The 18,078-nt window shown below is 66.6% G+C and carries 18 protein-coding genes and 1 riboswitch; of the genes, 3 read left to right on the forward strand and 15 right to left on the reverse strand.

Annotated elements, in window-relative coordinates; translation table 11 throughout:
• Positions 1-10 precede the first annotated feature (10 nt).
• The gene (locus ACX0MV_RS11765) at positions 11-133 is read right to left on the reverse strand and encodes a hypothetical protein (protein WP_458982689.1); all 123 of its coding nucleotides are present in this window, start codon (positions 131-133) and stop codon (positions 11-13) included.
• On the reverse strand, positions 130-1,338 hold the full coding sequence (locus ACX0MV_RS11770) for an MFS transporter (protein ID WP_458982690.1): 1,209 nt from the start codon (positions 1,336-1,338) through the stop codon (positions 130-132). The genes ACX0MV_RS11765 and ACX0MV_RS11770 overlap by 4 nt, the downstream gene beginning before the upstream one ends.
• A 205-nt stretch (positions 1,339-1,543) precedes the next feature.
• Here ACX0MV_RS11770 and ACX0MV_RS11775 point away from each other — a divergent pair, with 205 nt between their 5' ends.
• Complete coding sequence (locus tag ACX0MV_RS11775) at positions 1,544-1,894, forward strand: four-helix bundle copper-binding protein (RefSeq protein WP_458982691.1); 351 nt, start codon at positions 1,544-1,546, stop codon at positions 1,892-1,894.
• 20 nt (positions 1,895-1,914) lie between these two features.
• Here ACX0MV_RS11775 and ACX0MV_RS11780 read toward each other — a convergent pair whose 3' ends face one another.
• From ACX0MV_RS11780 to btuB, 13 genes are all read right to left on the reverse strand, one after another.
• The gene (locus ACX0MV_RS11780; RefSeq protein ID WP_458982692.1) at positions 1,915-2,652 is read right to left on the reverse strand and encodes an adenosylcobinamide-GDP ribazoletransferase; all 738 of its coding nucleotides are present in this window, start codon (positions 2,650-2,652) and stop codon (positions 1,915-1,917) included.
• Positions 2,649-3,224 carry an alpha-ribazole phosphatase family protein gene (gene cobC, locus ACX0MV_RS11785; protein ID WP_458982693.1) on the reverse strand — a complete coding sequence of 192 codons (576 nt, stop codon included), beginning with the start codon at positions 3,222-3,224 and terminating at the stop codon, positions 2,649-2,651. The genes ACX0MV_RS11780 and cobC overlap by 4 nt, the downstream gene beginning before the upstream one ends.
• Positions 3,221-4,276 carry a nicotinate-nucleotide--dimethylbenzimidazole phosphoribosyltransferase gene (gene cobT / locus ACX0MV_RS11790; protein ID WP_458982694.1) on the reverse strand — a complete coding sequence of 352 codons (1,056 nt, stop codon included), beginning with the start codon at positions 4,274-4,276 and terminating at the stop codon, positions 3,221-3,223. The genes cobC and cobT overlap by 4 nt, the downstream gene beginning before the upstream one ends.
• The gene (cobU, locus tag ACX0MV_RS11795) at positions 4,273-4,794 is read right to left on the reverse strand and encodes a bifunctional adenosylcobinamide kinase/adenosylcobinamide-phosphate guanylyltransferase (protein ID WP_458982695.1); all 522 of its coding nucleotides are present in this window, start codon (positions 4,792-4,794) and stop codon (positions 4,273-4,275) included. Before cobU ends, cobT begins: the two co-directional genes overlap by 4 nt.
• Before the next feature lie 73 nt (positions 4,795-4,867).
• Complete coding sequence (locus tag ACX0MV_RS11800) at positions 4,868-6,340, reverse strand: cobyric acid synthase (RefSeq protein WP_458982696.1); 1,473 nt, start codon at positions 6,338-6,340, stop codon at positions 4,868-4,870.
• Complete coding sequence (gene cobD / locus ACX0MV_RS11805; RefSeq protein WP_458982697.1) at positions 6,337-7,329, reverse strand: threonine-phosphate decarboxylase CobD; 993 nt, start codon at positions 7,327-7,329, stop codon at positions 6,337-6,339. Before cobD ends, ACX0MV_RS11800 begins: the two co-directional genes overlap by 4 nt.
• A complete protein-coding gene (cbiB, locus tag ACX0MV_RS11810; protein WP_458982698.1) occupies positions 7,322-8,230 on the reverse strand; it encodes an adenosylcobinamide-phosphate synthase CbiB in 909 nt (302 codons plus the stop codon). Before cbiB ends, cobD begins: the two co-directional genes overlap by 8 nt.
• Positions 8,227-9,027 carry a cobalamin-binding protein gene (locus ACX0MV_RS11815; protein WP_458982699.1) on the reverse strand — a complete coding sequence of 267 codons (801 nt, stop codon included), beginning with the start codon at positions 9,025-9,027 and terminating at the stop codon, positions 8,227-8,229. Before ACX0MV_RS11815 ends, cbiB begins: the two co-directional genes overlap by 4 nt.
• Positions 9,024-9,674, reverse strand: coding sequence for a 5,6-dimethylbenzimidazole synthase (gene bluB, locus ACX0MV_RS11820; protein WP_458982700.1), 651 nt, complete (start codon positions 9,672-9,674; stop codon positions 9,024-9,026). The genes ACX0MV_RS11815 and bluB overlap by 4 nt, the downstream gene beginning before the upstream one ends.
• The gene (locus tag ACX0MV_RS11825; RefSeq protein WP_458982701.1) at positions 9,671-10,975 is read right to left on the reverse strand and encodes a cobyrinic acid a,c-diamide synthase CobB; all 1,305 of its coding nucleotides are present in this window, start codon (positions 10,973-10,975) and stop codon (positions 9,671-9,673) included. The genes bluB and ACX0MV_RS11825 overlap by 4 nt, the downstream gene beginning before the upstream one ends.
• A 2-nt stretch (positions 10,976-10,977) precedes the next feature.
• Entirely contained in the window at positions 10,978-11,589 is a 612-nt protein-coding gene (gene cobO, locus ACX0MV_RS11830) for a cob(I)yrinic acid a,c-diamide adenosyltransferase (protein WP_458982702.1), read from the reverse strand.
• A complete protein-coding gene (locus tag ACX0MV_RS11835; RefSeq protein ID WP_458982703.1) occupies positions 11,586-12,158 on the reverse strand; it encodes a hypothetical protein in 573 nt (190 codons plus the stop codon). Before ACX0MV_RS11835 ends, cobO begins: the two co-directional genes overlap by 4 nt.
• A 57-nt stretch (positions 12,159-12,215) precedes the next feature.
• Positions 12,216-14,063: a TonB-dependent vitamin B12 receptor gene (gene btuB / locus ACX0MV_RS11840; protein ID WP_458982704.1), complete on the reverse strand. Its 1,848-nt coding sequence runs from the start codon at positions 14,061-14,063 to the stop codon at positions 12,216-12,218.
• A gap of 118 nt (positions 14,064-14,181) precedes the next feature.
• Positions 14,182-14,436, reverse strand: a riboswitch (cobalamin riboswitch).
• A 236-nt stretch (positions 14,437-14,672) separates the two neighbouring features.
• Between btuB and ACX0MV_RS11845 the strand changes: the two genes are divergently transcribed.
• Both ACX0MV_RS11845 and ACX0MV_RS11850 read left to right on the forward strand, forming a co-directional pair.
• Positions 14,673-16,844: an ATP-binding protein gene (locus ACX0MV_RS11845; protein ID WP_458982705.1), complete on the forward strand. Its 2,172-nt coding sequence runs from the start codon at positions 14,673-14,675 to the stop codon at positions 16,842-16,844.
• A gap of 476 nt (positions 16,845-17,320) precedes the next feature.
• Positions 17,321-18,055, forward strand: coding sequence for a methyl-accepting chemotaxis protein (locus ACX0MV_RS11850; RefSeq protein WP_458982810.1), 735 nt, complete (start codon positions 17,321-17,323; stop codon positions 18,053-18,055).
• The last annotated feature ends 23 nt before the right edge of the window (positions 18,056-18,078 follow it).

Below are 18,078 nucleotides of genomic sequence, written 5' to 3' on the forward strand. Positions count from 1 at the left end.
CAACCCGCGCTCAACACACCATCGTGGCCAACTGCAAAATGGCCAATCCCCCCTGCTGCCAGCCCCACCAGGCCAGACCCAGCAACAGCACGCCCAGCACCGCCGCCAGGGCGCCCCCCATTCGGCTGCTCATGCACCCACCTGGAGTTTCTGCAGGCGCGCCACCGGCTGCTCGCGCACCGGCCAGTTCAACGCTGCCGCCAGCAGGCTGAGAACGATGGCGATCTGCCAAACCAGGTCATAGCTGCCCGTGCGGTCATACAGATAACCGCCGAGCCAGCCGCCAAGAAACGCACCGAGCTGGTGAAACAGGAACACGATGCCACCCAGCATCGACAGGTTGCGCACGCCGAACAGGGTCGCCACCGTGCCATTGGTCAGGGGCACCGTGGACAGCCACAGCAGACCCATGGCGATACCGAAGGCGTAGGCGCTCCACACCGTCAGCGGCGCAACCACGAACGCGGTGATCACCACCGCGCGCGCCAGGTACAGGGCGCTGAGCAGCCGCGGTTTGGACATGCGCCCACCGAGCCAGCCGGCGATGTAGGTGCCGAAGATATTGAACAGGCCGACCAGCGCCAGCACCGTGGTGCCGACCAATGCAGGAAGGTGCTGATCAACCAGAAACGCCGGCAGGTGCACGCCGATAAACACCACCTGAAACCCGCAGACGAAAAAGCCCAGGGCCAGCAACCAGAAGCCCGAGTGTGCACAGGCTTCGCGCAGCGCCTCGGCGAGGGTCTGCTCGTGGCCCATGCGTGGCATCGGCACGTCCTTGATCATCGCGGCCAGGGGCACGATCAGCGCCACCAGCAAGCCCAGCGCGAGCAACGCCGCCGACCAGCCTAGCCAGCCGATCAACCCCAGCGTGCCCGGCAACATGGCGAACTGCCCGAACGAGCCGGCCGCGGCGGCGATGCCCATCGCCATGCTGCGCTTTTCCGCCGGCACCGCACGCCCGACCACGCCGAGAATGACCGAGAACGAAGTACCGGACAGGCCGATGCCGATCAGCAAACCGGCACTCAGCGACAGTGTTGTCGGCGAATCCGCCAGGCCCATGCAAAGCAGGCCAAGCGCATACAAAATGCCGCCGATGATCACGGTGCGCTGGGCGCCGAAACGATCCGCCGCGGCACCGGCGAACGGCTGGGCCAGGCCCCAGATCAGGTTCTGCAGGGCGATGGCGAAGGCAAACACCTCGCGCCCCCAGCCGAACTCCGCGCTCATCGGCGGCAGGAACAAGCCAAAGCCGTGGCGAATGCCCAGCGACAGCGCCAGGATCAGCGACCCGCCTGCCAGAATCCATCCACTCGTTCGCCACACTGAGGTCATCTGATCCTCCCCTGAGATTCTCGTTAAATTGCGCCCGCTTAGGTTGAGCCCGACCGGCGCAGAAGGCAATTCGACTAACGACGTCCAGCGTCTGGTTACCGCAACGCGCCGTTGCCCCGCTCGTCACATCAGCGGCAAAACTGTTGAACACCCCTGCGGCCTCTCGGTCAACCGCCCACCACACGCTAGAACGGAGGAACGACCCATGAATCTGCAATCCCTCAACTCGCCCCGCTATGCATCCTGCATCCAGGCCTGCAGCGCCTGCGCCATTGCGTGCGAGGTCTGCGCTTCGGAGTGCCTCAAGGAGGAGGACGTAAAGATGATGGCCACCTGCATCAAGCTTGATCGCGACTGCGCCGACATGTGCCGCCTGGCGGAAGCGCTGATGGCCCGCGACAGTGCCCTGGTCGACGAAATCTGTCGCCTCTGCGCGGTGGCCTGCCAGGCCTGTGCGGAAGAATGCAGCAAGCACCACCATGAGCATTGCCAGCAATGCGCCCAGGCGTGCCAACGCTGCGTCGAGGAATGCGAAAGCATCAGCATGGCGGCCTGAGCCGGTTGAGGCGCTGCCGCTTAATCGACTAGCAGCGCCAGGCCAAGCAGCATCAGACACTCCAGCACTTCCACCAGCGCGCCCGCGGTATCGCCTGTGGTGCCGCCGAGGCGTTGCAGCATCATCCGCCGCAAGGCCCAGAAACCGCCGGCGGCCAACAGCAATGCAACCAGCGCCTCGATACCGGCCAGCGCCGGCAGCACCAGCGCGACGGCTGCCAGCACGCGCCACCCCGCCGGCCGCGGCAACTGCTCGGCGAGGGTCTGACCCAGGCCACCCGGCCGCACGTAGCCCGTGGTCAGAAACAGCGCCAGCACTGCCGCGCGCCCCAGCACTGCCACCAGCGGCATGCTCCAGGCCTGGGCCGCCTCGATCAGCGTCACCAGCGCGGCAAACTTGAGCAACAGCAGCAACACCAGCACGACCACGGCAATCGGACCGCTGCGGGGGTCTTTCATGATCGCCAGGGTGCGTTCGCGGTCACCGTAGCCGCCGATCCAGGCGTCGGCGCTGTCGGCCAGCCCGTCCAGGTGCAAGCCGCCGGTCAGCCCCACCCACAGGGCCAGCAACAGGGCCGCCTGCAACAGCGGCGAACTGTCATCGATCAGCCCGTGCGCAGCGAGCAGCAACAGCCCCAGCAGCGCACCTACCAGCGGGTACCAGAGCAGCGAGCGGCCAACCTGCTGCGGCGTTGGCAGCTCGGCCAGGCGCACGGGCAGGCGGGTGAGAAACTGCACGGCAATCAGCAGCGCAATCATCCGAGCTCTCGCAGCGTGCCGCGGCCATCCAGGGTCAGGCGCAAGCGCTCGGCGTAACCGACATTGACCTGCAACAAAGCGCTGCGTGGCAACGCCCGTGCCCGTGCCAGTAGCAGGCGCATCACCCCGCCGTGGGTGATCAGCAACAAGCGCTCGCCAGCATGCAGTGCGTGGAGCCGCTGCAGCGCGCCGAGCACCCGCACCTCGAATGCCAGCAGCGGCTCGCCGCCCGGTGGGGTGAATGCGTAGGGATCGGCCCAGAAACGGCCGAGGTCGTCGGCGTCGGTCTGCATCAACTCGGCGGCGCTGCGCCCTTCCCACTCGCCGAAATGCAGTTCCTGTAAATCAGGTTCAAGGCTCAACGGCAAGCCGTGCTGCTGGGCCAGCTCTTCGGCAAAGCGGGCGCAGCGCTGCAGCGGCGAGCTGATCAGGCGCTGCCAGGGCCCTGCATTGGCCATGGCGTCACGCAGCTGCGCCCAGCCCGTTGCGGTCAGCGCATCGTCGAGGCTGCCGCGCAGGCCGCCGCCCAGTTCGGTCTCGCCGTGGCGCAGGAGTTCCAGATGCAGGGTCATGCCTGACGCTCGGCCACGGCGGCTTCGGCAAAGGTCGCCATCTCGTTGTGCAGACGACAGGCAAGCTGCAATAGAGGCACGGCCAAGGCGGCGCCGCTGCCTTCGCCCAGGCGCAGGCCGAGATCGAGAAGTACCTCGGCGCGCAGCGCCGCGAGCACCACCTGGTGCCCGGGCTCGGCGCCGCAATGGGCGAACAGCAGCCACTCGCGCGAGGCCGGGTTCAGACGCACCGCCAGCAGCGCGGCGACGCTGCAGATATAGCCATCGACCAGGGCGACGATGCCCTGTTGCGCGCAGGCCAGGTATGCGCCGACCAGCGCGGCGATTTCAAAACCGCCAAGCGCCGCCAGGGCCTCGATTGGCTCGAGCGGACGCAGGCGGTGCAGCGCGAGCGCGCTATCGATCACCGCCAGCTTGCGGGCGATGCCCGCATCATCAAGTCCCGTACCAGGGCCGACCAGCGCACCCGCCGGGCGCTCCAGCAGCAGGCAGGCCAGCGCCGTAGCGGCGGTGGTATTGCCGATGCCCATCTCGCCGCCGAGATACAACTCGCAGCCGCGCTGCTGGGCGCGCAACACCGTCTCGCGACCTGCCGCCAGCGCAGCGGTAACCTGGGCCGCGCTCATCGCCGGGCCATGAAGAAAGTTCGCGGTGCCCGCACCGAGGTTCAGATGCAGCACGCCCGGCAGCGGGTCCAGGGGCACGGCGGTGCCCAGGTCGATCACTTCCAGGCTGGTCTGCAGATGGCGCGCCAGCACGCTGATCGCGGCGCCGCCGCTGACGAAGTTGCGCAACATCTGCCCGGTCACCGCCTGCGGAAAGGCGGACACGCCCTCCGCCACCACGCCGTGATCGCCGGCAAAGATGGCGATCGACACCCGCTCGACCCGCGGCCGTTCGCTGCCCTGCAGCGCCGCCAGCTGAATCGCCAGCTGTTCGAGCTGGCCTAGCGAGCCGGCCGGTTTGGTCAGTTGCTGCTGACGGGCCTGGGCCTTGCCCCGGGCCACGTGATCAAGCGGCTGACAGGGTTCTTGCCACCAGTGCATGCTCATAGCGCTTCTCCTTTCAACAGCATCGGCAGGCCGGCAACAGTGAAGATCACCCGCTGACAACGTGCGGCCAGGGCCTGATGCAGCCAGCCTGCGGCATCGACATAGCGCCGGGTCAGCTCGCCCATCGGTACCACGCCCAAACCGGTTTCGTTGCTGACCAGAATGATCCGCCCCGGCAACTCGGCCAGGCTGGCGAGCAGCGCGTCGCGCTCGGCATCCAGGCGCGCCGGGTCGTCCAGCATCAGCAGGTTAGTCAGCCACAGGGTCAGGCAATCGACCAGCAGGCAACGCTCGGCCGCCGCATGCTCGCGCAGCACCCGCGCCAGCTGCACGGGCTCTTCCGCCAGCGCCCAATGCGCCGGCCGGCGCTGACGGTGGTGAAGGATGCGTGCATCCATCTCGCCGTCCAGCGCCTGGCTGGTGGCGATATAGGTAACCGCCAGCCCGCTTTCGCCGGCCAGCTTTTCCGCCAGCGCGCTCTTGCCGGACCGGGCACCGCCGAGAATCATTTCAAGCATCGCCACTCCGTAGGGTGCGCCGCGCGCACCATTGCTGTCTCGGTTGGAGCCTCGGTGGTGCGCACGGCGCACCCTACGCCAGACCGCATAGCTGGCGCAGCTGCGCCGTATTCAAATGCTGCTCGACCATATCCGCCAGGCGCTCAATATCGCGCTCACGCAAAGCGTGATAATCCACCGGCTGCACATCGCGCAGCCCGGCCCAGCGCAGCAAGGCGCTGCAGGCCTGCGGTGTTTCAAACAGGCCATGCAGGTAGGTGCCAAGCACCTGGCCATCGGCACTCAACGCACCATCGACGCGACCATCGTCCAGCCGCACGGCGGCGTTCAAGCCCTCGCCTGTACTGACCCCGGCATGAATTTCGTAGCCGCTGACCGGCACGTCTTCCAGGCACAGCCGGCCGCGCACGTTGCGCAGCTGCTTTTCCGCTTCCAGGCGCGTGGTGAAATCCAGCAGACCGAGCCCCGCGCTGCTGCCGGCGGCGCCTTCCAGGCCATGGGGGTCGTCAATACGCTTACCGAGCATCTGCAAGCCGCCGCAGATCCCCAGCAGTTTGCCGCCATAACGTAGGTGCTTATGAATCGCCCCCTCCCAGCCCTGCTCACGTAGAAACGCCAGGTCGGCGCGCACGCTCTTCGAGCCCGGCAGAATCAGCAGATCGGCCGGCGGAATCGGCTGGCCAGGCCCGACAAAAGTCAGCTGAACCTGCGGGTGCAAGCGCAGCGGATCGAAGTCGGTGTGGTTGCTGATGCGCGGCAGCACCGGCACCACCACCTTGAGCGTCTCGGCGGTCTTGTCGCCCTGGCGAACGTCGATGGCGTCCTCGGCTTCCAGGTGAAAATCCATCAGGTAGGGCAACACCCCGAGCACCGGCTTGCCGGTGCGCTGTTCGAGCCAGTCCAGGCCCGGTTGCAACAACGCGATATCGCCGCGAAACCGGTTGATCACGAAGCCCTTGATCCGCGCCTGTTCCGATGCGCTGAGCAACGCGAGCGTGCCGACCAGATGGGCGAACACGCCGCCCTTGTCGATATCGGCGATCAGGATCACCGGGCAATCCACCGCCTCGGCAAAGCCCATGTTGGCAATGTCGCCGGCGCGCAGGTTGATCTCCGCCGGCGAACCGGCGCCTTCCACCATCACCACCGGATAAGCGGCCGTCAGACGCTGGTGGGACTCCAACACGGCGTTCATCGCCACCTTCTTGTAGTCGTGGTAGGCGACCGCATCCATGCTGCTGAGGGCGCGGCCGTGGATGATCACCTGGGCGCCGATATCGCTGTTGGGTTTGAGCAGCACCGGGTTCATGTCGGTGTGCGGCGGCAAACCCGCGGCCTGGGCCTGTACCGCCTGGGCACGGCCGATCTCGCCACCATCGGCGGTCACCGCGCTGTTGAGCGCCATGTTCTGCGGTTTGAACGGGACCACAGCAACGCCTTGGCGGCGCAACCAGCGGCACAGCGCGGTGACCAGGGTACTTTTGCCGGCATCGGAGGTGGTGCCCTGGACCATCAGGGTCGCGCTGCGCGCCGTTAGCTGACTCATGCGGTTTCCTTGGCGAATACGTGGAGCGCCTGCTCGAGGCGCAGCCAGCCCTGCTCATCCGCGGGCAAGCCGAAACGCAGGCTGCAGGGGCTGTCGAACAGGCGGGTGAGAATGCCGTTGCAGGCGAGAAATTCGTGCAGCACGGGCGCCAGGTCGCTGGCGATCCATTGAAACAAGGCGCAGCCGCCCGTTGCCGGCAGGCCCTGCTCGGCCAGCAGCGCGGCGAGCCGCTGGCCATCGGCAAGCAGACGCTGACGCTGGCGCTGCTGGCCCGCGGCATCCTGCAGCAAGGCCGTCGCCACGGCCCGGCTTGGCCCGCTGACGGTCCAGGGCCCGAGCAATTCGGCCAGTTGATCGAGCAGCACCTGTTGCGCCAGGACGAAACCGAGGCGAATGCCGGCCAGGCCGAAGAACTTGCCGAACGAGCGCAGCACGATCAGCCCCGGCAAGCCGCTGTGCGGCGCCAGGCTCTGCTCCGGGGTGCAGTCGATAAAGGCTTCGTCGACCACCAGCCAGCCGCCGCGCTCGGCCAGCCGGGCATGCCAGATCAACAGTTGTTCGCGCTCGAAACGGCGGCCAGTGGGGTTGTTCGGGGTGATCAGCAGCAGCACATCGAGACGCTCGAGCGCGCGGTTGACGCTCGCTTCGCTGATCGTCAACACCCGGTGGCCTTCGCGTTGCCAAGCCGCGGCGTGTTCGGCGTAAGCCGGCGAGACGATGCCGACCGTGGCATTACGGCGTAGGCGCGGCAACGCCTGCAATGCGGCCTGGGAGCCAGCGACCGGCAGCAGATGGCTGACCGCGTAATAGTCGCGCGCGGCCGCTTCCAGGCCGTCGTCCTGCTCCGGCAGGCGCGCCCAGGCCGCCGCCGGTATGGCCGGCAGCGGCCAGCCGTAGGGCGCGATGCCGGTCGACAGGTCCAGCCAGTCGCCGACTGGAATGCCGTGGCGCAGCGCCGCCGCGCGCAGACGGCCGCCATGCTCAAGCACGCTGCAGGCTCCACAGTAGTAGCACGGCCAGCCACAGCAGGACGCCGCCGTAGACCAGATTCAGCGCCCGCTCGATGTCGCGCGCGGCGGCCGGCGGCCCCTCACCGAGCTGCGGGCGCAGGTGCAGTTCGCCGTGGTATTCGGCCGCACCGCCCAGGCTGATGCCCAGGGCACCGGCGCCGGCCGCCATCACCGGCCCGGCGTTGGGGCTGTCCCACAGCGGCGCCTGGGTGCGCCAGCAGCGCAGCGCCAGCGCGGTGCGGCCGAGCACTGCATAGGTCAACGCGACCAGGCGCGCCGGCAGGTAGTTGAGCACGTCATCGATCTTCGCCGCGGCCCAGCCAAAACGCTCGAACCGTTCGTTGCGATAGCCCCACATGGCATCCAGGGTATTGCTCAGGCGGTACAGCACCACGCCAGGCGCGCCGGCAACCAGGAACCAGAACAGCGCGGCGAATACCGCATCGGAGCCGTTTTCCAGCACCGATTCGCTGCCGGCGCGGGCCACGCCTGAGGCGTCGAGCTCCGCGGTAGTGCGGCTGACCATATAGCCCACCCGCTCGCGCGCCAGCGGCAGATCGCCCAGACGCAACGCCTGGGCCACCGGCAATGCGTGCTCGGCCAGGCTCTTCAGCCCGAGGGCGACATACAGCGCGATGATTTCCACCGCCCAGCCCAGCAGCGGCAACTGCGCCAGCAACCCCACCAGCAGCGTCAGCGGCAGCACCGCAAGGCACCAGGCGCTGACCCCGTGACTGCGCCAGCCACTGCCGGCCGGGTTGAAGCGTTGCTCGATGCGCGCCGCCATGCGCCCGAACGCCACCAGCGGGTGCCAGCCCTTCGCTTCGCCGAGCAGCGCATCCAGGGCCACACCGGCTACCGCGCCAAAGACCAGGCTCATGGGTTCAGCGCCAGACAGCCGCGAATTAGCGTGTGCAACTGGCGCACCCCATCGGTCAGCGCTGCCGGCCCGGCCTGGAGGATGTCGGGCGACTTGATCTCGAACAACTGTCCATTGCGCACCGCGGGTATCGCCTGCCAGCCGGGGCGCGCGGCGACCTGTTCAGGGCGAAAGCGCTTGCCGCACCAGGAGCCGACGATCAGCTCGGGCGCACGGCGCACCACTTCCATGGGGTCGGCGATGATCCGCTGCTTGGCCCGCTTGTACCCGCCCAGCTCGGCGAAGCAATCCTCGCCACCAGCCAGTTCGATCAGTTCGCTGACCCAGCCGATGCCGCTGATCAGCGGCTCGTTCCATTCCTCGAAATACACCTTGGGCCGCCGCGGCAACTGCGCGGCGCTGGCGCGAATGGCGGCAAGCCCGGCCTGCAGCTCGTCGATCAGCCGCTCGGCGCGTTCGTTGGCGTGCACCAGGGCGCCGAGGGTTTCGATCATGCGCAAGGTGCCGGCGATGTCGCGCTGGTTGAACAGGTGCACTTCCAGCCCTTCCCGGGCCAGGTCGGCGGCGATATCGGCCTGCAGGTCGCAGTAGCCGAGCACCAGGTCGGGCTTGACCGCGAGAATCTTATCCAGCCGCGCCGTGGTGAAGCCGCTGACCTTGGGCTTTTCCTTGCGCGCCTGGGGCGGGCGCACGGTGAACCCGGAGATGCCGGCGATACGCGCCTGCTCGCCGAGCAGGTAGAGGGTTTCGCAGGTTTCCGAGGACAGGCAGACGATCCGTTGCGGGCCTTTGCTCACAGGCGTGCTCCCCATTGTTCGTGAAAGACCAGTTCGTCGAGCGGTCGCGGCTCGGCCCAGCCCAGCTGCGCCAGCATCGGCGCCTCGTAAAAGGCCTCGACCGGGCCCAGGCACAGCAGCGCGACCGGCGTGCTGCCGGGCGGCATGCCGAGCAGCTCGGCCAGCGCGGCCGGCTCGAACAGCGACACCCAGCCCATGCCAAGACCTTCGGCGCGGGCGGCCAGCCAGAGATTCTGAATGGCGCAGGCAACGGACGCCAGGTCCATCTCCGGCAGCGTGCGGCGACCGAAGACGTGCGCCTCACGCCCTTCCATCAATGCCACTACCAGCAGCTCGGCGCAGTCGCGAATGCCCTCGACCTTGAGCCGCATGAATGCATCGCTGCGCTCGCCGAGGGCCTCGGCGGTGCGTACCCGCTCGGCCTCGACCAGGCCATGGATGGTGTCGCGCAGGTGCGGCCGGGTGATGCGGATAAACCGCCAGGGCTGCATCAGGCCCACACTGGGCGCCTGGTGCGCGGCCTCGAGCAGCCGGGCCAGCACCTCGGGCGCCACCTCACCGCCGCTGAAGTGACGCATGTCGCGGCGCTCGGCGATGGCCCGGTACACCGCCGCGCGTTCCTCTGGGCTGAACGCATGGGCGCTCATGAGCGCTGCCTTGGCAGAAACAGCGCGGCGGCTGCAGCGGGATCGGATGGCAGGTAAAAGTGGATGTACGAGGCTGTCAGCCGGCCGACGCGATACACCGCCTCGGCGGTGCGCCGGTAGTTCGGACATTCACCGTGGGCAATCGGCGTCAGCGCCGTGCTCAGCGCCGAATGGTGAAAGGTGTGGCCGCGCAGACGGCCTTCCGCCAGTTGCGTGTCCTGCAAGGCCAGCGCGGTAAGGCGCGGTTGCAGGCTGGCCTCGCCTGGCAGCAGGCCGAGCATCGGCGCGCTGTCGCCCGCTTTGTCGGTCAGCCGCTCGAATAAATAGAGCATGCCACCGCACTCGGCATGGATCGGCTTGCCGGCAGCATGGTGGGCGCGAATTGCCGTGGCCATGGCCTGGTTGGCGGCAAGCCGTTGCAGATGCAATTCGGGGTAACCGCCGGGCAGGTAAAGGCTGTCGACCTCCGGCAGTTCGCTGTCGACCAGCGGTGAGAAAAACCGCAACTCGGCGCCCAGCTCGCGCAGCAGGTCGAGGTTGGCCTGGTAGAGAAAAGCAAAAGCACTGTCGCGCGCCACGCCGATGCGCACACCGGCCAGCAGCGGCACCAGGGCACGCGGCGCGGCGGCGGCAAACTCGACCGCGGGCGGCAGGCCGACATCGGCACTCGCCGCCAGGGCATCGGCTGCGGCGTCCAGGCGGGCGTCCAAATCGGCGAGTTCCTCGGCCTGAATCAGGCCCAGGTGACGACTCGGCAATTCGACCTCGGCGCTGCGCGGCAAGGCACCGTACCAGCGGATCGACGCGGGCAGCGCATCGCGCAGCATCTCGCCGTGGCGCGCGCTGCCGACCCGGTTGCCCAGCACGCCGGAAAACGGCAGATCGGCCTGGAAGGTTGCCAGGCCATGGGCCAGCGCGGCGAACGTCTGAGCCATGGCTGAGGCGTCGATCACCGCCAGCACCGGCACGCCGAAGCGGCGCGCCAGATCGGCGGCGGACGGTGAGCCATCGAACAGCCCCATCACCCCTTCGATCAGAATCAGGTCGGCCTCGCCTGCCGCCTGCCACAGCAAACGCCGGCTATCGGCCTCACCGACCATCCACAGGTCGAGCTGGTACACCGGCGCGGCGCTGGCGCGGGCGAGGATCATCGGGTCGAGAAAATCCGGCCCGCACTTGAACACCCGCACCCGCTTGCCCTGGCGCGTATGCAGGCGCGCCAGGGCGGCGGTGACGGTGGTCTTGCCCTGGCCCGAGGCCGGTGCGGCGATCAGCAGCGCCGGGCACGCTCTGGGATTCATGCTCAATACTCGACACCTTTCTGCGCTTTGACGCCGGCCTTGAAGGCATGTTTAACCAGGCTCATCTCGGTGACGGTGTCGGCCGCCTCGATCATGCCCGGCAGCGCACCACGCCCCGTCACCACCACGTGTTGCAGCAGCGGCCGGGCTTCGATGTCGGCGAGCACCGTGTCCAGCTCCAGGTAGCCGTATTTCAGGGCGATGTTCAGCTCATCGAGCACCACCAGGCCGATGGCCGGGTCGCTCAGCAACTGGCGCGCCACCGCCCAGGCCTGCTGCGCCTTGTCGATGTCGCGCTGACGGTCCTGGGTTTCCCAGGTGAAACCCTCGCCCATCACGTGGTAGCTGACCTCATCGGGAAAGCGCCGGAAGAAGGTTTCCTCGCCGGTGCTGGCCGCGCCCTTGATGAACTGCACCACGCCGACCTTGAAGCCATGGCCGAGGGCGCGCGCCACCATGCCGAAGGCCGAGCTGCTCTTGCCCTTGCCGTTGCCGCTGTGCACCAGCAGCAGGCCGTATTCGTCCTGGGCCTGGGCGATCTTTTCGTCGATCAGGGCCTTTTTCCGTTCCATGCGCGCCTTGTGCCGGGCATCGCGTTCGGCCGACTCGCTCATCGCTTGGCCTCGGCGCGGCGCTGCAGCAGTTGCCAGGAGCGCGCGCCGACATACAGCAGCGTCGCCAGGCCGACGTACAATGCCAGGTTGCCCAGGTAGCGCGGGTAATACACGGCAATGCGTTCTGCCAGCACTGCCAGGCTCGGCTCGGGATAGCGGCCGGAGAAGAACAGGAAGCCGCCGCCGGAAAACAGGTAGCAGACCAGGGCGCTGACCGCGACGACCGCCGCCAGCAGCAGAAGGCTGCCAGGCTGATCACGGTGCCAGCGGGCATACAGGCGCCCACCCAGCCACAGCGAACCGTAGGCCGGCACCAGCATCCAGTAGGCCGGCGACATGCACCAGTCGCTCACGCCCGCCCATTGAATCGCGGCGAAATCCAGCAACGACGCTTCGATGAACAGCGCCGGAAATACCCAGCGCGGCTTGAGCAGCACGCCCGCCAGGAAAAACACCGCCCAGGAGGCGCTGGGCAGGTTGACCGTGGCGAAGTGCTGACCACGGGTCATGGCCATCAGCGCGGCCAGGGCCAGGCCGAGCAGCAGTTGGGTACGCGGTGTCAGATTCATCCTGTAGCTCCTTGTTGAGGCGCGCAGCGGCCGAATGCCGACACGCGCCGGTCGCGGTTAGAGGGCTTGGTATCGAACGCTGAAATACACCGCCTGGCCGGGCTGGTTATAGCCCTCGGCGGTTTCGTAATCGGCATTCAGCAGGTTGGCCACCCGGGTTTGCAGGCGCCATTCGGGGGTGAGGCGGTATTCGCCACGCAGGTCCAGGGTCGCGTAGCCAGACAGTTCCTTGGTGTTGGCCAGGTCGTCGTAGCGCTGACCCTCGGCATGCAGGCTGGCGCCGAGGTTGAACGCGCCGAGGCGACGGTCCAGATCCAGGTTGAAGATCTGCTTGGCCCGGCGCGCCAGCTCGTTGCCGGCGTTGGCACCGTCGGCGCTGTTTTCCGGCTCCATCAGGGTGTAGTTGGCGTTCCAGTCCACCCCGAGCAGCTGGCTGCCGAGCACCAGCTCGACGCCGCGAATGCGCGCCTTGTCGATATTGGCCGGCGCCTGGATGCTCGAGTCGTAGGCAATCAGGTCGTCGACGCGGGTGCGAAACGCATTGACCGCCCAGGTGCCCCACTCCTGCTCGCCGGCCAGGCCGACTTCGAGGCTGCGTGAGGTTTCCGCATCCAGTTGCGGGTTGCCGTAATCGGGAAAGTACAGCTCGTTGAAGGTCGGCGCCTTGAACGCCGTGCCGTAGCTCACCGTCGCGCTCAGCCGGTCGGTCAGGGCGTAGCCATAAGCGAGGTTGCCGGTGTCGTGTTTGCCGAACTGCTGGTTGTCGTCGCGGCGCAACGACAGCTGCCAGTCGTGCCTGCCCACCTCGCCGAGGTACTGGACGAAGGCGCCGCTGTTGTCGCGGGAGTCCTCGGCGTAAGCAGTGCTGCCGTTGACCTCATCAAGCTGATAATCGAGACCAACGATCAGGCTGTGCCCGGCCGCCAGGCTCAGGTCGTTCTGCCAGCTGAAGGTGTCGCGGCGGGTGTCGAAGCGCGAGCTGAAGCGCCCGTCCAGGTAGGCGTCGGATTTGTCTTCGCTGCGTCCGGCCTGCAGGGTGACCTGCCAGGGTTGCAATGGCGAGAAACGCGCGCGAGTGCCGACGACCCTCGACAGGCTGTCGGCGTTGGCGCGAAAGCCCGAGGTGCGGGTGCGGTTGACCTGGTCATAGTCGTTGTGGCCCTTGGCGTGCAGCAGGTTGGCGTCCAGCTCCAGGCCGTTGTCGAAGCGGTAACCGGCGCGCACTGATCCGGACAGGTTGCGGTAGCCATCGGCATCGTTTTCGTAACCGCTGGCCTGCTGTGGCTTGGTGTTGATCCCGTCGCTGTCCGTACCGCTGACGCCCAGGCTGTACCAGGCCTTGCCATCGCCGCCGGAAACCCCGGCACCGCCGCTGTAGCTGTCATGGGTGCCGTAGCCGGCAGACAAGAACGGTTTGACGCCGCGGCCATCGCCCTTGCGGGTGAATATCTGGATCACCCCGCCAATCGCCTCCGAGCCGTACAGCGAGGAGCGCGGCCCGCGCACCACTTCGATCCGTTCGATCAGCTCCAGTGGCAGGTCCTGCAACGCGGCGCCGCCGGAGGTCGCCGAACCGGCCTTGACCCCGTCGATCAGCACCAGCACATGGTCGGACTCGGTGCCGCGCATGAACAGCGAACTGTTCTTGCCCGGCCCGCCGTTGTTGCTGAAGGACACACCCGGCACGCTGCGCAGCAGTTCCGGCACCGAGCTGGCCTGGCTGCGCTCGATCTGCGCACGGTCGAACAGCGTCACCGCCGCCAGGCTCTGGCGAGTGGTCTGCGCGGTGCGGGTGGCGGTCACCACCTGATCATCCAGGTGGGTGGGTTCGGCCCCATGGGCCAGGGGAATGCAGCAGAGGCCGCACAGCACCAGGGCTGTCGGCTCTAGAAGGGTCTTGCTCATCGCGTTGTATGCTCCGTCGCTCTCACCCGGGCGACACAGGCTGGGAAAGGCATACGGAGAACGACGACGCACGGGCTGGCAATGGCGCAGCCCACACGCCAGACAACGCCCTCCGCGGTGCCATGGACTGCAGCAGGCCGGTCTCCGGGCTTACGAGCGGCGTCTCTGGAAAACCAGAGCGCCACCGAACGCACCTTCCCATGCCGGCAGATCGAAGACCTGCAGTGCACAGTGGTTGAAAAAGCGTCGGTTTGACTCGTCTACCGTTGCGGGGGCAGCGTCGGAATTGTTGGCGGCTGAGGCCAAACGCACCGACTTCCCTGTTTCACCCCTCGACGCATTGCGCGGGGGCACCTGTTGCAAGGCGCGAAGGGTAGAGACTTGGGCCAATGGCGTCAAACTCGGGCATCTGTTCGCGCGCCGGCTGGCCAGCTATTTTTCGCGACTGCTCACCGCTTCCGCTCAAGAGCGGCTCGCATTTTGATAGGCTCGCGCCTTCAAAGGCGGTGTTGACGGATGTCGCAGCGCCCGCGCAAAGGGTTTTGTGCAATTAGGCTGAACAAAGCGGCCAGGGCGGGTCCAAAAAGAATGCAATGGCAGAGCGGGACTATGGAAATCACAGACGACGATCAGACCTTGTTGCGCCAACAGAAGGTGCTGGCCGAGTTCGGCAAGTTTGCATTGCGGTCCGACGACCTCGATAAAATCTTCGCTGAAAGCTGCAAATTGGTCAGGGAAGCCTTGGATACCGACCTGGCGAAGGTGATCCAGATCGGCAACGACGGCAACAGCCTGCTGGTCCGTGCCGGCGTCCACTGGAAGCCCGGCATCGTCGGCGAGCTTCGCCTGACGGCATCCCCAGGCTCACCGGAAGCCTACTCACTGGCCACCCGCGCGCCGGTCGTTTCTGCCAACGTCGCCACGGAAACCCGTTTTCGTTACCACGATTTCCTTCTCGACCACGGCGTCGAGGCGTTCGTCAACGTGCTCATCCTTGGCGCGGAAGACGAACCCCCGTTTGGCATCCTTGAAGTCGATAGCCGCGTGCCACGGGCCTTCACCGACAACGACATCGATTTCCTGCAGAGCTACGCCAACCTGATCGCCGCCGCAGTGGAGCGCCAGCGCACCATGGCGCGGATCGTCAGCGTCGAATCTAATCTGCGCCAGAGCGAGCGCCACTACCGCATCTCGGCGCGGCTCAACCCGCAGCTGCTCTGGGGCGCCGACGCCCGTGGTGAGATCACCTATGTCGACGATCGCTGGCTGGAAGCCACGGGGCTGGGCCGTGCGGACATCTTCGGCAGTAACTGGCGAGCGTTGATCCACACCGAAGATCGCACCCGCGTCTACGGGGAATGGGCTGATTGCATCATCAGCCACAAACCCCTCGACGTCCGGGTGCGCCTGTGCACCAAGACCGGCAGCTATGGCTGGTTTCGGGTTCGCGCCTTTCCTGATGTGGACGTGCGCGGCGAATGCGTGCAGTGGTACGGCACCGTTGAGGACATTCGCGAACGCATGCAGCTCGAAGCGGCGCTGCGCGAAGCCAACGAGTCCCTCGAACAGCGGGTTGCCGACCGTACCGAGAAACTCGAATCGGAACAGCGCCAGCGCGCCGAAGCCGAAGAGAAGCTGCGCCAGAGCCAGAAGATGGAAGCGGTCGGTCAGTTGACCGGCGGCATCGCCCACGACTTCAACAACCTGCTGGCCAGCATCATGACCAGCCTGGAGCTGATGCAACTGCGCATCGACAGCGGCAAGTTCAATGACCTGGCGCGCTACAACAACCTCGCGGTGCGCACCGTGAAGCGTGCGGCGGCGCTGACCCATCGCCTGCTGGCGTTTTCCCGCCAGCAGGCGCTGGAACCCAAGCAGCTGCAGTCGAGCCAGGTGGTGGTCGAGCTCGAGGAACTGATTCGCCGTACCGTGGGGCCGAACATTACGGTAACGAGCAAGCTGGGCGCCCGGCAGAATATCCTTTGCGACCCCAACCAGCTCGAGAACGCACTGATCAACCTGGCCATCAACGCCCGTGACGCCATGCCGCTTGGCGGCGCGCTGATCATGGAAACCCGCGATGTGGTGCTGGATGAACAGCAGGCAATGGAATACCAGCTCGCGCCCGGCGGCTACGTCAGCATTGCGGTGACCGACAACGGTTCCGGCATGTCGCCCGAGGTGGTGGCCCGCGCGTTCGACCCGTTCTTTACCACCAAGCAGACCGGCGAAGGCACCGGCCTGGGCCTGTCGATGATCTACGGCTTTACCCAGCAGTCCGGCGGGCAGGTGCGCATTCACAGCCAGTTGGGCGTGGGTACCACGGTCACCATGTACTTTCCGCAACTGCCGGAAAGCCAGGAGCACGATGCCCTGGACATCAACGCCATGCTCGATCTGCCAATGGCCAGGGGCGAAGTGGTGCTGCTGGTGGACGATGAAGTCGTGGTCCGCCAGCTGGTCTTCGAACTGCTGCGCGAACTGGGCTACCGCGCCGTGGCAGCCATCGACAGCACCTCGGCGTTCAAGCAGAGCAAGAAGATGCCGCACATCGACCTGATCGTCACCGACATCGGCCTGCCCGGCGCGATAAACGGCATGCGCCTGGCCGAGGCGATCCGCGATATCCATCCAAATGCCAAGGTGCTGTTCATCACCGGCTTCGCCAAGGACCCCGGACTCGACCAGGCCATCAAGCTGCCTGGCACGGCGCTGCTGACCAAGCCGTTCGGCATCGAAGAGTTCAGCGTGCGGGTACGCAGCCTGCTCGACGGCGAATAGCCGAGCGCCACACCCCTCGGCTGGCCGGTTTCTTCCCCCTACGTGATGTAGGGGTTTCCCCGATTTCGCCATGACGCAGCGAGTCCTATTGTCTCCAGCACTTGAACCTCGCTGGGAACGTCGCCGTGTTGGCCTATTGCACTCTGTGGTTGGGAATTGTTGTCTGTCTGGCTGGCATTGGTTTCGACCTGCCCTGGGTTGCAGCTGCCGGCGCCATACTGGCGGCAATCGCCGCCCTGCTGCTGCGCCCGAAAAAACCGGCGCTCGAACCGGCCGAGGCGCCCATCGAAGCACCCGCCCCGCCCAGCTGCGAGCCGCTGCTGATTGCCGTACTGCCAGCCTGGAACCAGAACCTCGGGCAGGTGCGTCAACTGCTGAACCAGAACGTCGGCCAGCTGTTCGAGCGCTTCGCCAGCCTGGCGCAGGGCCTGGAACAGACCCTGGTGCGCTCGGATGGCGTGATCGGCGATACCGGCATGACCGACAGCCTGCGTCGGGCCCAGCGCAGCCTCGATGAAGTCACCAGCGCCTTCCACGCCGCCAGCGTGCACAAGAACGAACTGCTCGCCACCATCAGCCACCTCAACAGCTATGCCAGCGAACTGCAGGCCATGTCCAAGCACGTGCAGGACATCGCCAGCCAGACCAACCTGCTCGCCCTCAACGCCGCCATCGAGGCGGCCCGCGCCGGCGAATATGGCCGCGGTTTCTCGGTGGTCGCCGATGAGGTGCGCAAGCTCTCCAGCCTGTCCGCAGAGACCGGCCAGCGCATGGTGGAAAAGGTCGGCGAGATCAACAAGGCCATCCGCTCCACCGTCAGCGCCGCCGATGAACTCTCCAGCAATGAGGTCAACAACCTGCGCTACCTCGACCAGGTTGCCGGCGAAATTATGCAGAGCCTGAGCGGCAACCTCGAGTCACTCACCGAAACCTCCCGCGATCTGCAACAGGGCGCCCGCACGACCCAGGCCGACATTCAGGAAATCGTCGTCAGCCTGCAGTTCCAGGACCGTACCGACCAGATGCTCGACCACCTGCAGCTGGACCTCGAGCGCCTGCAGCGTGCCGTCGAACAGCAGGACCCGATCATCGCCCGGCCGCAGCAGTGGCTGGACGAGCTGCGCCATCAGTTCACCACCGACGAAGAGCGCGGCGGCAAGCCTGCAGGCGCCAATGGCCGCAGCAGCCAGAACGAAGTCACCTTTTTCTGATACGTCCCCTTGCCTACCCGCCG

This window comes from Pseudomonas cistanchae (assembly GCF_054483635.1).